The following is a 12215-nucleotide window of genomic DNA, read 5'->3' as shown; positions in this document are numbered from 1 at the left end:
GGATCCGGCAATGATGACTACTCGGCCAACATCTGCTCAAGCTGTTCCTGAGCCTCCAGCCAGGCCATTTCACACTCTTCCAGCCCGGATTTCGCACTGGCCTGCTGCTGCAAACAGGCGGTAAGTTCGGCTTTGCGACTTTGGTCGTACAGTTCGCTGTCGCCGAGTTTTTCTTCCGCCTGCGCCAGCTGTGCGTGCAGTTTCTCCATCTCTTTTTCCAGACGGGTAATCTCTTTACGCAGCGGCTGCGTCAGGGAGCGCAGTTCCGCTTCACGGCGCTTCTGGTCTTTACGCGCCTGGGCGCTGTTAACGCTCTCTTTCGCCGGTTCGTCGCCCTGGTTTTCCTGTTTCTGGACATCGCTCAGCCACTGCTGATAATCCTCCAGATCGCCATCAAACGGCTCGACTTTCTTGTCGTGTACCAGATAGAGGTCGTCGGTGGTGGAGCGGATCAGGTGACGGTCGTGCGAGACGACAACCAGCGCGCCTTCAAAATCGATCAGCGCCTCGGTCAGCGCCTGACGCATATCCAAGTCCAGGTGGTTGGTTGGTTCATCGAGCAGCAGCAGGTTAGGGCGCTGCCAGACGATCAATGCCAGTACCAGACGCGCTTTTTCGCCACCGGAGAAGCGGCGTGTCTCTTCGCTGACTTTGTCGCCCTGGAAGCCGAATCCACCCAGGTAGTCACGCAGTTTCTGCTCCAGTTCCTGCGGCGCCATGCGTGCCAGATGCTGAATGGGTGATTCATCGGCGCGTAAAAACTCCAGCTGGTGCTGCGCGAAGTAGCCCAGTTTGATGCCTTTCGCCAGGCCAATCTCACCGCTAATTGGGGCCAGTTCGCCGGCCAGCAGCTTAATCAGCGTCGATTTACCCGCGCCGTTGCGACCGAGCAGGCCGATGCGGGAACCCGGCACCAGATTCAGTTTGATCGAATCGAGAATGACGCGATCGCCGTAGCCAGCGCTAACCTTTTCCATCTTCAGCAGCGGGTTTGGCAGGCTTTCCGGCTCACGGAAGCTGAAGTGGAACGGGTTGTCCACGTGCGCTGGGGCAATCAGCTCCATGCGTTCCAGCATTTTGATACGGCTCTGTGCCTGCTTCGCTTTCGTTGCTTTAGCGCGGAAACGATCGATATAGCTTTGCAGATGCGCCACGCGCTCCTGCTGGCTTTCGTACATTGCCTGTTGCTGTGCGAGGCGGGTCGCACGCTGGATTTCAAACGCGCTGTAGTTGCCGGTGTACTCGAACATGGTTTGCTGTTCGATATGAATAATTTTATCCACCACCGGATCGAGAAAGTCGCGATCGTGGGAGATCAAAATCAGCGTGCCCTGATAGCTTTTCAGCCATCTTTCCAGCCAGATCACCGCGTCGAGATCGAGGTGGTTGGTGGGTTCATCGAGCAGCAGTAGGTCTGAACGGCAAATCAGCGCCTGGGCCAGGTTGAGACGCATACGCCAGCCACCGGAGAAGTCGCTGACCGGGCGCTCAAGCTGTTCGTTGGAGAAGCCGAGGCCATGCAGCAGGCTGGCGGCGCGTGAGCGCACGGTCCAGGCGTCGATGGCATCCAGCTTGCCATGGACGGTGGCAATGGCATGTCCATCGTTACGTTCGTTGGCGTCGTTCAACTGCGCTTCCAGTTGACGATACTCGCGGTCGCCGTCAATGACATACTCCAGCGCGGGCTGTGGCAACGCAGGCGTTTCCTGATTCACCCACGCGAGCTGCCAGTTTCCCGGATAGGTAAATCCTCCAGCGTCGGCGCTGAGTTCATTTTTCAGCAATGCCAGCAGGGTAGATTTACCGCAGCCATTTTTACCCACCAGGCCAACCTTCTGCCCTGGATTAATGGTGGCCGTGGCATTGTCCAGCAAGACGCGCACGCCGCGACGAATTTGTAACGATGAGAAAACAATCATAAGGCGCCGTATGTTCAGACTATGTTAATTTATCATTATGATAATGTAATGTGCGGGCCGTTTGCCGCACCGAGGCGCAATGGTAGCCCAAAACGTCGAAAATAGACAAAAGACAAAACCGGGAGGGGGATGATGTTCCAGCCAGCGAAAGTCTTGCTGCTGTATGCCCATCCGGAATCTCAGGACTCGGTCGCGAACCGTGTTCTGCTTAAACCGGCCATGCAGCTCAGCAATGTTACCGTGCACGACCTTTACGCGCACTATCCTGATTTTTTTATCGATATTCCGCATGAACAGGCGCTGCTGCGTGAGCATGATGTGATTGTTTTTCAGCACCCACTCTATACCTATAGTTGTCCGGCGCTGTTAAAGGAATGGCTTGACCGCGTACTGAGCCGCGGATTTGCCAGCGGTCCCGGAGGGAATCAACTGGCGGGAAAGTATTGGCGTAGCGTTATCACTACCGGAGAACCGGAAAGTGCCTATCGCTATGACGCGCTAAACCGTTATCCAATGAGCGATGTGCTGCGTCCTTTCGAGCTAACGGCCGGTATGTGCCGCATGCACTGGATGAGCCCAATTATCGTTTACTGGGCCAGACGGCAAACGAAGCAGGAGCTGGACAGCCATGCGAAAGCGTATGGTGACTGGCTGGCGAATCCGATCCCTGTGGGAGGCCGCTGATGGAAGGTTCTGATTTATTGACAGCGGGAGTGTTGTTCCTCTTCGCGGCGGTGGCTGCAGTTCCCCTGGCCTCAAAGCTGGGTATCGGTCCGGTGCTGGGTTACTTGCTGGCAGGTATTGCTATCGGCCCGTGGGGATTAGGATTTATCAGCGATGTGGATGAAATCCTGCATTTTTCCGAGCTGGGCGTAGTCTTTCTGATGTTCATCATTGGGCTGGAACTTAATCCCGCCAAACTGTGGCAACTGCGGCGTTCAATTTTTGGCGTCGGTGCCGCGCAGGTGATGCTGAGCGCGGTGGTGCTGGCCGGATTATTGATGCTCACTGCGTTCTCCTGGCAGGCGGCAGTGGTTGGCGGCATTGGTCTGGCGATGTCATCGACCGCTATGGCGCTACAGTTAATGCGCGAAAAAGGCATGAACCGCAGTGAATCCGGACAACTGGGTTTTTCGGTACTGCTGTTTCAGGATCTGGCGGTGATCCCCGCGCTGGCACTGGTTCCGCTGCTGGCGGGTTCTGCTGACGAACATTTTGACTGGATCAAAGTGGGAATGAAGGTGCTGGCCTTTGCCGGCATGCTGATTGGCGGTCGCTATTTGCTGCGTCCGGTTTTCCGCTTTATTGCGGATTCTGGCGTGCGGGAAGTGTTCACCGCTGCCACGCTGCTGTTGGTGCTGGGGTCTGCTCTATTTATGGATGCGCTGGGGCTGTCAATGGCGCTGGGAACGTTTATTGCGGGCGTGCTGCTGGCGGAAAGCGAATATCGACATGAGCTGGAAACGGCAATCGATCCGTTTAAAGGCCTGTTGCTCGGGCTGTTTTTTATCTCCGTTGGCATGTCGCTCAACCTCGGCGTGCTCTACACCCATATTCTGTGGGTGGCAGCGAGCGTGATCGTGCTGGTGGTCGTAAAAATGCTGGTGCTGTATGTGCTGGCGCGTCTTAACGGCATGAGAAGCTCTGAACGGATGCAATTTGCCGGGGTTTTAAGTCAGGGTGGTGAATTCGCTTTCGTGCTGTTTTCAACGGCATCCTCGCAACGGCTGTTTCAGGGCGACCAAATGGCGTTGCTGCTGGTGACCGTCACGCTGTCGATGATGACCACGCCGCTGGTGATGAAGCTGATTGATAAATGGCTCTCCCGCCAGTTTAACGGCACGGATGAGGAAGACGAAAAACCCTGGGTGGAAGATGATAAACCGCAGGTGATTGTGGTGGGGTTTGGGCGTTTTGGTCAGGTTATTGGTCGCCTGTTGATGGCCAATAAAATGCGCATTACCGTTTTGGAGCGGGATATCAGCGCGGTGAATCTGATGCGTAAATATGGCTATAAGGTTTATTACGGTGATGCCACGCAGGTGGAACTGTTGCGCTCCGCAGGGGCAGAGGCGGCGCAATCTATTGTTATTACCTGTAATGAGCCTGAAGACACCATGAAACTGGTGGAACTGTGCCAACAGTATTTTCCGCATTTGCATATTCTTGCGCGAGCGCGCGGACGTGTAGAGGCGCATGAGTTATTACAGGCTGGTGTGACGCAGTTTTCCCGCGAAACGTTCTCCAGTGCGCTGGAGTTGGGGCGTAAAACGCTGGTTACACTGGGAATGCATCCGCACCAGGCTCAGCGTGCTCAGCTGCATTTTCGGCGGCTGGATATGCGCATGCTGCGGGAGCTGATCCCCATGCATACAGATACGGTACAAATCTCTCGAGCCAGGGAAGCCCGGCGCGAGCTGGAGGAAATTTTCCAACGAGAGATGCAGCAAGAGCGACGTCAGCTGGATGGCTGGGATGAATTTGAGTAGAGGATAACCATGGCAATTCGTAAACGTTTTATCGCAGGTGCAAAATGTCCGTCCTGCCAGTCGCAGGATACGCTGGCGATGTGGCGCGAAAATAATATCGATATTGTTGAGTGTGTTAAGTGCGGTCATCAGATGCGGGAAGCCGATAAAGAGGCGCGCGAGCACGTTCGCAAAGAAGAGCAAGTGATCGGGATTTTTCATCCGGACTAGCGATATGGCGCAGCTTTTTTTAAGCTAGAGGGTACACGGGTGCAGAATTCCGCTACAATCTGCGCCACTATTCTTTCCATGCTCAGGAGATATCATGAAAGTAGCAAAGGACCTGGTGGTCAGCCTGGCCTATCAGGTACGTACAGAAGACGGTGTGTTGGTTGATGAGTCTCCGGTGAGTGCACCGCTGGACTACCTGCATGGTCACGGTTCCCTGATTTCTGGCCTGGAAACAGCGCTGGACGGTCATGAAGTTGGCGACAAATTCGATGTTGCTGTTGGCGCAAACGACGCATACGGTCAGTACGACGAAAACCTGGTGCAGCGCGTTCCTAAAGACGTCTTCATGGGCGTTGACGAACTGCAGGTTGGCATGCGTTTCCTGGCTGAAACTGACCAGGGTCCAGTACCGGTAGAAATTACCGAAGTGGAAGACGACCACGTTGTGGTTGACGGTAACCACATGCTGGCTGGCCAGAATCTGAAATTCAACGTAGAAGTTGTTGCTATCCGCGAAGCGACCGAAGAAGAACTGGCTCACGGCCACGTTCACGGTGCGCACGGTCACGACCACGATCATGACCACGGTCATGACGGTTGCTGCGGTGGTCACGGCCACGGTCACGACCATGGTCACGAGCACGGCGGCGAAGGCTGCTGCGGCGGTGGCGGTAAAGGTAACGGCGGCGGCTGCGGTTGCCACTGATCGGTATGATTGCCTGATGGCGCTACGCTTATCAGGCCTACCGTAGGCTGGATAAGACGTTTACGTCGTCATCCGGCACAAAAAAGCGGGGATATCCCCGCTTTTTTTACGTCTCAATAATGTGGCGGTGGGGTCTCTTCAGACTGCGATGCAATGTGGGACGGCTGCGTTGCTTTGAGCTTTTCCGTCAGCAGACGCAGATGGTCGCGCAGTTTGGCCATTTCCAGTTCATGCGCGGTCACCGTCACGTTGAGCTCTTCAATGGTGATCTCCTGAAATGCCAGGCGACTTTCCAGTTCAGCCAGGCGAGTTTCCATTGTTGTATCCTGCATGATTCACCTCTTTCTTTTTTCTCCGGCAGATCGCGGACTGCGGCGAATTCTACTTAACTTTGCTTGTTTGCACAGCACTCAATCTTCGGTAACGAAACTAATTTAAACAAAAAGAGTCTGAAAAGTGGTGATAATAGGGCGTGCCTGTATGTTGATTTGTTCTGCAACGCTTTATAGTACATTTTTATGTTAGCTAACCCTGGGGTGAGATGCCCCGGCCCTGGAGATATGGATGAAATCACTGTTTAAAGTAACGCTGCTGGCGACCACAATGGCTGTTGCTCTGCATGCCCCGATCACCTTCGCTGCTGATGCTGCGAAACCAGCCGCTACTGCTGACAGCAAAGCAGCATTCAAGAATGACGACCAAAAAGCCGCTTACGCGCTGGGCGCGTCCCTGGGTCGTTATATGGAAAACTCTCTGAAAGAGCAGGAAAAACTGGGCATCAAACTGGATAAAGATCAGCTGATCGCTGGTGTTCAGGATGCATTTGCAGACAAGAGCAAACTGTCTGACCAGGAAATCGAACAAACTCTGCAGGCGTTTGAAGCGCGCGTGAAGAGCTCCGCTCAGGCGAAAATGGAAAAAGACGCGGCTGACAACGAAGCCAAAGGTAAAGTTTACCGCGAGAAATTTGCTAAAGAGAAAGGCGTTAAAACCTCTTCTACTGGCCTGGTCTACAAAGTAGAGAAAGAAGGTACTGGCGCTGCACCGAAAGACAGCGATACCGTGGTAGTCAACTACAAAGGTACGCTGATCGATGGTAAAGAGTTTGATAACTCCTACACCCGTGGTGAGCCGCTGTCTTTCCGTCTTGACGGTGTCATCCCTGGCTGGACTGAAGGCCTGAAAAACATCAAGAAAGGCGGCAAAATCCAGCTGGTTATCCCACCGGATCTGGCTTACGGCAAAACGGGCGTCCCGGGTATTCCAGCCAACTCTACGCTGGTCTTTGATGTTGAACTGTTAGACATCAAACCGGCACCGAAAGCTGACGCGCAGCCAGATGCTGCACCGGCAGATAAAGCTGCAGACAGCAGCAAAAAATAAGCTAACAGAAACCGCCGCCCACAGGGCGGCGGTTTTTTATTATCGACAGGATATAATTAATACTGGAAAGCGCCTTGTGCGCTGTATTACTTTAGATGCCCCTATAATAGTGATGAGCCTGCCCTGACAACATAACGACAGGCTCCTGAAAAGGAGTGCTTTTTTTCATGTCCAGGTCGCTTTTAACCAACGAAACCAGTGAGCTAGATTTGCTGGATCAACGTCCTTTCGATCAAACCGACTTCGATATCCTCAAATCCTACGAAGCGGTAGTGGACGGGTTGGCGATGCTCATTGGTTCCCATTGTGAAATCGTATTGCACTCTTTGCAGGATTTGAAATGCTCGGCCATCCGCATTGCTAACGGTGAACACACGGGCCGTAAAATTGGCTCACCGATTACTGACCTTGCGTTGCGTATGCTGCATGATATGACGGGTGCGGATAGCAGCGTGTCGAAGTGTTACTTCACACGTGCGAAAAGCGGTGTCTTGATGAAGTCGGTGACGATTGCCATTCGCAACCGTGAGCATCGCGTGATTGGTCTGCTGTGCATCAACATGAACCTTGATGTTCCTTTCTCGCAGATAATGAATACCTTTATCCCACCGGAAACCCCGGAAGTGGGCTCTGCCGTCAACTTCGCTTCTTCGGTGGAAGATCTGGTTACCCAGACGCTGGAATTCACGATCGAAGAAGTGAATGCCGATCGCAATGTTTCCAACAACGCGAAGAACCGCCAGATCGTCCTGAATTTATATGAGAAAGGCATCTTCGATATTAAAGATGCAATCAATCAGGTCGCCGATCGGCTGAACATCTCCAAACATACGGTCTACCTCTATATTCGTCAGTTCAAAAGCGGCGATTTCCAGGGGCAAGACAAGTAATGCGTTTTGCCATCATGGTGACAGGGCCTGCTTATGGCACGCAGCAGGCGAGCAGCGCGTTGCAATTTGCTCATGCGCTTCTCGAAGAAGGGCATGAGTTATGCAGCGTCTTTTTCTATCGAGAAGGTGTATATAACGCCAACTTACTGACTTCACCCGCCAGTGATGAATATGATCTGGTGCGGGCCTGGCAACAGCTGAACCAACAGCATGGTGTAACGCTGAATATCTGCGTGGCGGCGGCGTTGCGTCGCGGCGTTGTTGATGAAACTGAGGCAAAGCGGCTGGGACTGGCAGGGGCTAATTTACAATCAGGTTTTAACCTCAGCGGGCTTGGATCGCTGGCTGAGGCATCCCTGACCTGCGATCGCGTGGTGCAGTTCTGATGAAACGTGTTGCTTTTGTCTTTTCTACCGTGCCGCATGGCAGCGCATCTGGCCGTGAAGGGTTAGATGCATTGCTGGCGACATCTGCATTAACGGAAGACCTCGGCGTGTTTTTTATCGGCGATGGCGTCTTTCAAATCCTCCAGGGACAACAACCGGATGCTGTGCTGGCGCGAGACTATATCGCAACCTTCAAGCTGTTAGGGTTGTACGATATCGATCAATGTTGGCTCTGCGCTGCCTCATTACGCGAGCGGGGCCTTCAGCAGGGGGTTAATTTTGTGGTCGATGCGACAGCGCTTGAACCGGAAGATTTACGCCGTGAGTTAGGCAACTTTGACGTCATTTTAAGGTTTTGAGACTCTCATGCTGCACACACTACATCGCTCCGCGTGGCTTACCGATTTCTCCTCTCTTCTTCGCCTGGTAGATAAAGACGATGAGCTTTTATTGCTCCAGGATGGCGTGACGGCGGCAATCGAAGGAAGCCGTTTCCTTGAAAGTCTGCAAAATGCCTCCATTAAGGTCTATGTACTGGAAGAAGACATTAAGGCTCGCGGTTTGAGTGGTCAAATTTCAGACAGTGTCGTCAGGGTTAGCTATACTGACTTCGTCAGACTTACGGTGAAGCATCCCAGCCAGATGTCCTGGTAATTGTGGGATCGTTGTATATTTCTTGACACCTTTTCGACACCGACCTAAAATTCTGCGTCCTCATATTGTATGAGGTCGTTTTATTACGTGTTTACGAAGCAAAAGCTAAAACCAGGAGCTATTTAATGGCAACAGTTAACCAGCTGGTACGCAAACCACGTGCACGCAAAGTTGCAAAAAGCAACGTGCCTGCGCTGGAAGCATGCCCGCAGAAACGTGGCGTATGTACTCGTGTATATACTACCACTCCTAAAAAACCGAACTCCGCACTGCGTAAAGTTTGCCGTGTTCGTCTGACTAACGGTTTTGAAGTGACTTCCTACATCGGTGGTGAAGGTCACAACCTGCAGGAGCACTCCGTGATCCTGATCCGTGGCGGTCGTGTAAAAGACCTCCCGGGTGTTCGTTACCACACCGTTCGTGGTGCGCTTGACTGCTCCGGCGTTAAAGACCGTAAGCAATCACGCTCCAAGTATGGCGTGAAACGTCCTAAGGCTTAATGGTTCTCCGTTAAGTAAGGCCAAACGTTTTATATTAATGTCAAACTAAACTCTTAGAGTTTTGGACAATCCTGAATTAACAACGGAGTATTTCCATGCCACGTCGTCGCGTCATTGGTCAGCGTAAAATTCTGCCGGATCCGAAGTTCGGATCAGAACTGCTGGCTAAATTTGTAAATATCCTGATGGTAGATGGTAAAAAATCTACTGCCGAAACTATCGTATACAGCGCGCTGGAGACCCTGGCTCAGCGTTCTGGTAAAAACGAACTGGAAGCTTTCGAAGTAGCTCTCGAAAACGTGCGCCCGACTGTCGAAGTTAAGTCTCGCCGCGTTGGTGGTTCTACTTATCAGGTACCAGTTGAAGTCCGTCCGGTCCGTCGTAATGCTCTGGCAATGCGTTGGATCGTTGAAGCTGCTCGTAAACGCGGTGATAAATCCATGGCTCTGCGCCTGGCGAACGAACTTTCTGATGCTGCAGAAAACAAAGGTACTGCAGTTAAGAAACGTGAAGACGTTCACCGTATGGCAGAAGCCAACAAGGCGTTCGCACACTACCGTTGGTAATCCCTTCGGAGTTTTAGTCACCAGGCGGGCGCTTCTAGTAAGCAGCCCGCTTTGGGCTACTTAAATTGAACGCCTAAAAGATAAACGAGGAATCAAATGGCTCGTACAACACCCATCGCGCGCTACCGTAACATCGGTATCAGTGCGCACATCGACGCCGGTAAAACCACTACTACCGAACGTATTCTGTTCTACACCGGTGTAAACCATAAAATCGGTGAAGTTCATGACGGCGCAGCCACCATGGACTGGATGGAGCAGGAGCAGGAACGTGGTATTACTATCACCTCCGCAGCGACTACTGCATTCTGGTCTGGTATGGCTAAGCAGTATGAACCGCATCGCGTAAACATCATCGACACCCCGGGGCACGTTGACTTCACTATCGAAGTAGAACGTTCCATGCGTGTGCTTGATGGTGCAGTAATGGTTTACTGCGCAGTTGGTGGTGTTCAGCCTCAGTCTGAAACCGTATGGCGTCAGGCAAACAAATATAAAGTTCCGCGCATTGCGTTCGTTAACAAAATGGACCGTATGGGTGCGAACTTCCTGAAAGTTGTTGGTCAGATCAAAACCCGTCTGGGCGCGAACCCTGTTCCGCTGCAGCTGGCAATTGGCGCTGAAGAAGCGTTCACCGGTGTTGTTGACCTGGTGAAAATGAAAGCCATCAACTGGAACGAAGAAGATGCAGGCGTAACCTTCACTTATGAAGATATCCCGGCTGACATGCAGGAACTGGCTGAAGAATGGCACCAGAATCTGATCGAGTCCGCTGCAGAAGCTTCAGAAGAGCTGATGGAGAAATACCTGGGTGGTGAAGAACTGACTGAAGAAGAGATCAAAAAAGCTCTGCGTCAGCGTGTTCTGAACAACGAAATCATCCTGGTAACCTGTGGTTCTGCGTTCAAGAACAAAGGTGTTCAGGCGATGCTGGATGCGGTAATTGATTACCTGCCATCCCCAGTAGACGTACCTGCGATCAACGGTATTCTGGACGACGGTAAAGATACTCCTGCTGAGCGTCATGCTAGCGATGACGAGCCGTTTGCTGCTCTGGCATTCAAAATCGCTACTGACCCGTTCGTGGGTAACCTGACCTTCTTCCGCGTGTACTCTGGTGTGGTTAACTCCGGTGACACCATCCTGAACTCCGTGAAAACTGCACGTGAACGTTTCGGCCGTATCGTACAGATGCACGCTAACAAACGTGAAGAGATCAAAGAAGTTCGCGCGGGCGATATCGCTGCTGCAATCGGTCTGAAAGACGTGACCACTGGTGACACTCTGTGTGACCCGGATCACCCGATCATTCTGGAACGTATGGAATTCCCTGAGCCGGTAATTTCCATCGCGGTAGAACCGAAAACCAAAGCTGACCAGGAAAAAATGGGTCTGGCTCTGGGCCGTCTGGCTAAAGAAGACCCGTCATTCCGCGTATGGACTGACGAAGAATCTAACCAGACCATTATCGCTGGTATGGGTGAGCTGCACCTCGACATCATCGTTGACCGTATGAAGCGTGAATTCAACGTTGAAGCGAACGTCGGTAAACCTCAGGTTGCTTACCGTGAAGCGATTCGCGCGAAAGTTACCGATATCGAAGGTAAACACGCTAAGCAGTCTGGTGGTCGCGGTCAGTACGGTCATGTTGTTATCGACATGTACCCGCTGGAGCCGGGTTCAAACCCGAAAGGCTACGAGTTCATCAACGACATCAAAGGTGGTGTAATTCCTGGCGAATACATCCCGGCCGTTGATAAAGGCATCCAGGAACAGCTGAAATCTGGCCCGCTGGCTGGTTACCCGGTTGTTGATCTGGGCGTGCGTCTGCACTTCGGTTCTTACCATGACGTTGACTCCTCTGAGCTGGCGTTTAAACTGGCCGCTTCTATCGCCTTCAAAGATGGCTTTAAGAAAGCGAAACCAGTTCTGCTTGAGCCTATCATGAAGGTTGAAGTAGAGACTCCGGAAGAGAACACCGGTGACGTAATCGGTGACTTGAGCCGCCGTCGTGGTATGCTTCGTGGTCAGGAATCCAACGTCACTGGCGTTGTTATCCATGCTGAAGTTCCGCTGTCTGAAATGTTCGGATATGCAACCCAGCTGCGTTCTCTGACCAAAGGCCGTGCTTCTTACTCCATGGAGTTCCTGAAGTACGACGATGCGCCGAACAACGTTGCTCAGGCCGTTATTGAAGCCCGTGGTAAATAATCCACAGGATTAAAACCTAAGTCCCGTGCTCTCTCCATAGGGGAGAGCACTATAGTAAGGAATATAGCCGTGTCTAAAGAAAAATTTGAACGTACAAAACCGCACGTTAACGTCGGCACCATCGGCCACGTTGACCACGGTAAAACTACCCTGACCGCTGCAATCACTACCGTACTGGCTAAAACCTACGGCGGTGCTGCTCGTGCATTCGACCAGATCGATAACGCGCCGGAAGAAAAAGCTCGTGGTATCACCATCAACACTTCTCACGTTGAATATGACACCCCGACTCGCCACTACG

Annotated in this window: 15 protein-coding genes; 13 read left to right on the top strand and 2 right to left on the bottom strand. The window is 52.4% G+C overall.

Going from position 1 to position 12215, the window contains the following annotated elements; genetic code table 11:
• Window positions 1-17: 17 nt before the first annotated feature.
• Window positions 18-1919, bottom strand: coding sequence for an ABC transporter ATP-binding protein (locus BZK40_RS05160; protein WP_003827754.1), 1902 nt, complete (start codon window positions 1917-1919; stop codon window positions 18-20).
• Between the two features lie 132 nt (window positions 1920-2051).
• Between BZK40_RS05160 and kefG the strand changes: the two genes are divergently transcribed.
• From kefG to slyD, 4 genes are all read left to right on the top strand, one after another.
• Window positions 2052-2603: a glutathione-regulated potassium-efflux system ancillary protein KefG gene (gene kefG / locus BZK40_RS05150; protein ID WP_003023629.1), complete on the top strand. Its 552-nt coding sequence runs from the start codon at window positions 2052-2054 to the stop codon at window positions 2601-2603.
• The gene (gene kefB, locus BZK40_RS05145) at window positions 2603-4408 is read left to right on the top strand and encodes a glutathione-regulated potassium-efflux system protein KefB (protein ID WP_003827759.1); all 1806 of its coding nucleotides are present in this window, start codon (window positions 2603-2605) and stop codon (window positions 4406-4408) included. Before kefG ends, kefB begins: the two co-directional genes overlap by 1 nt.
• Before the next feature lie 9 nt (window positions 4409-4417).
• The gene (locus BZK40_RS05140; RefSeq protein WP_003023632.1) at window positions 4418-4618 is read left to right on the top strand and encodes a YheV family putative zinc ribbon protein; all 201 of its coding nucleotides are present in this window, start codon (window positions 4418-4420) and stop codon (window positions 4616-4618) included.
• Between the two features lie 94 nt (window positions 4619-4712).
• Window positions 4713-5324, top strand: coding sequence for a peptidylprolyl isomerase (gene slyD / locus BZK40_RS05135; protein WP_008786294.1), 612 nt, complete (start codon window positions 4713-4715; stop codon window positions 5322-5324).
• Between the two features lie 113 nt (window positions 5325-5437).
• Here slyD and BZK40_RS05130 read toward each other — a convergent pair whose 3' ends face one another.
• Window positions 5438-5656: a protein SlyX gene (locus BZK40_RS05130; RefSeq protein ID WP_003023639.1), complete on the bottom strand. Its 219-nt coding sequence runs from the start codon at window positions 5654-5656 to the stop codon at window positions 5438-5440.
• A 232-nt stretch (window positions 5657-5888) separates the two neighbouring features.
• Here BZK40_RS05130 and fkpA point away from each other — a divergent pair, with 232 nt between their 5' ends.
• The 9 genes from fkpA to BZK40_RS05085 all read left to right on the top strand — a co-directional run.
• The gene (gene fkpA, locus BZK40_RS05125) at window positions 5889-6707 is read left to right on the top strand and encodes an FKBP-type peptidyl-prolyl cis-trans isomerase (RefSeq protein ID WP_003827768.1); all 819 of its coding nucleotides are present in this window, start codon (window positions 5889-5891) and stop codon (window positions 6705-6707) included.
• A gap of 167 nt (window positions 6708-6874) precedes the next feature.
• A complete protein-coding gene (locus tag BZK40_RS05120) occupies window positions 6875-7597 on the top strand; it encodes a helix-turn-helix transcriptional regulator (RefSeq protein ID WP_003023643.1) in 723 nt (240 codons plus the stop codon).
• Complete coding sequence (gene tusD / locus BZK40_RS05115; protein WP_008786293.1) at window positions 7597-7983, top strand: sulfurtransferase complex subunit TusD; 387 nt, start codon at window positions 7597-7599, stop codon at window positions 7981-7983. The genes BZK40_RS05120 and tusD overlap by 1 nt, the downstream gene beginning before the upstream one ends.
• On the top strand, window positions 7983-8342 hold the full coding sequence (gene tusC, locus BZK40_RS05110) for a sulfurtransferase complex subunit TusC (protein WP_003827771.1): 360 nt from the start codon (window positions 7983-7985) through the stop codon (window positions 8340-8342). Before tusD ends, tusC begins: the two co-directional genes overlap by 1 nt.
• Before the next feature lie 7 nt (window positions 8343-8349).
• Complete coding sequence (tusB, locus tag BZK40_RS05105) at window positions 8350-8637, top strand: sulfurtransferase complex subunit TusB (RefSeq protein ID WP_008786292.1); 288 nt, start codon at window positions 8350-8352, stop codon at window positions 8635-8637.
• A 125-nt stretch (window positions 8638-8762) separates the two neighbouring features.
• Complete coding sequence (gene rpsL / locus BZK40_RS05100; RefSeq protein ID WP_003023654.1) at window positions 8763-9137, top strand: 30S ribosomal protein S12; 375 nt, start codon at window positions 8763-8765, stop codon at window positions 9135-9137.
• 95 nt (window positions 9138-9232) lie between these two features.
• A complete protein-coding gene (gene rpsG / locus BZK40_RS05095; protein ID WP_003023657.1) occupies window positions 9233-9703 on the top strand; it encodes a 30S ribosomal protein S7 in 471 nt (156 codons plus the stop codon).
• Window positions 9704-9799: 96 nt separating this feature from the next.
• On the top strand, window positions 9800-11914 hold the full coding sequence (gene fusA, locus BZK40_RS05090) for an elongation factor G (protein WP_003023659.1): 2115 nt from the start codon (window positions 9800-9802) through the stop codon (window positions 11912-11914).
• Window positions 11915-11983: 69 nt separating this feature from the next.
• Window positions 11984-12215 (top strand): GTP-binding protein (locus BZK40_RS05085; RefSeq protein ID WP_000031666.1); only part of this gene is annotated, 232 nt, incomplete at its 3' end.

The sequence above is a fragment of the Citrobacter portucalensis genome (assembly GCF_002042885.1).
Taxonomy (GTDB): domain Bacteria; phylum Pseudomonadota; class Gammaproteobacteria; order Enterobacterales; family Enterobacteriaceae; genus Citrobacter; species Citrobacter portucalensis.
Note: the sequence above shows the minus strand (reverse complement) of the source record. Positions and strands in the feature narration are given on the sequence as shown.

Coding starts and splice junctions, on each gene's coding strand:
- BZK40_RS05120 (WP_003023643.1), top strand. CDS start 6,875: ATGTCCAGGTCGCTTTTAACCAACGAAACCAGTGAGCTAGATTTGCTG.
- kefB (WP_003827759.1), top strand. CDS start 2,603: ATGGAAGGTTCTGATTTATTGACAGCGGGAGTGTTGTTCCTCTTCGCG.
- BZK40_RS05140 (WP_003023632.1), top strand. CDS start 4,418: ATGGCAATTCGTAAACGTTTTATCGCAGGTGCAAAATGTCCGTCCTGC.
- rpsL (WP_003023654.1), top strand. CDS start 8,763: ATGGCAACAGTTAACCAGCTGGTACGCAAACCACGTGCACGCAAAGTT.
- kefG (WP_003023629.1), top strand. CDS start 2,052: ATGTTCCAGCCAGCGAAAGTCTTGCTGCTGTATGCCCATCCGGAATCT.
- BZK40_RS05160 (WP_003827754.1), bottom strand. CDS start 1,919: ATGATTGTTTTCTCATCGTTACAAATTCGTCGCGGCGTGCGCGTCTTG.
- tusC (WP_003827771.1), top strand. CDS start 7,983: ATGAAACGTGTTGCTTTTGTCTTTTCTACCGTGCCGCATGGCAGCGCA.
- fkpA (WP_003827768.1), top strand. CDS start 5,889: ATGAAATCACTGTTTAAAGTAACGCTGCTGGCGACCACAATGGCTGTT.
- BZK40_RS05130 (WP_003023639.1), bottom strand. CDS start 5,656: ATGCAGGATACAACAATGGAAACTCGCCTGGCTGAACTGGAAAGTCGC.
- rpsG (WP_003023657.1), top strand. CDS start 9,233: ATGCCACGTCGTCGCGTCATTGGTCAGCGTAAAATTCTGCCGGATCCG.
- slyD (WP_008786294.1), top strand. CDS start 4,713: ATGAAAGTAGCAAAGGACCTGGTGGTCAGCCTGGCCTATCAGGTACGT.
- tusB (WP_008786292.1), top strand. CDS start 8,350: ATGCTGCACACACTACATCGCTCCGCGTGGCTTACCGATTTCTCCTCT.
- tusD (WP_008786293.1), top strand. CDS start 7,597: ATGCGTTTTGCCATCATGGTGACAGGGCCTGCTTATGGCACGCAGCAG.
- fusA (WP_003023659.1), top strand. CDS start 9,800: ATGGCTCGTACAACACCCATCGCGCGCTACCGTAACATCGGTATCAGT.